Here is a 207-nt window from a genome sequence, read left to right on the forward strand (position 1 = left end):
ATTTTTTAAATCTAAAAAATCTTCTATTTGATGAAGTTGCTGTTTCTTGCCTCATTTTTTGCATCTCTCTTATAGTTTCATCTAGCTTTTTATATCTTTTTTCTTCCTTCTCTTCACGCTCTTCCAATAGGAATCTAACTTCGCTTGATACTTCTTTTGTTAATTGTTCTTTTAATATCTGGTTATTTTCTTTTAATGTATCTTCAA

At 27.5% G+C, this 207-nt stretch carries 1 pseudogene; it reads right to left on the reverse strand.

Annotation, left to right across the window (positions count from 1 at the left end):
* Positions 1 to 207: pseudogene (locus AACQ14_RS23900) on the reverse strand (helix-turn-helix domain-containing protein); the annotation flags it as partial.

This window comes from Vallitalea maricola (genome assembly GCF_036985595.1).
GTDB lineage: Bacteria > Bacillota > Clostridia > Lachnospirales > Vallitaleaceae > Vallitalea > Vallitalea maricola.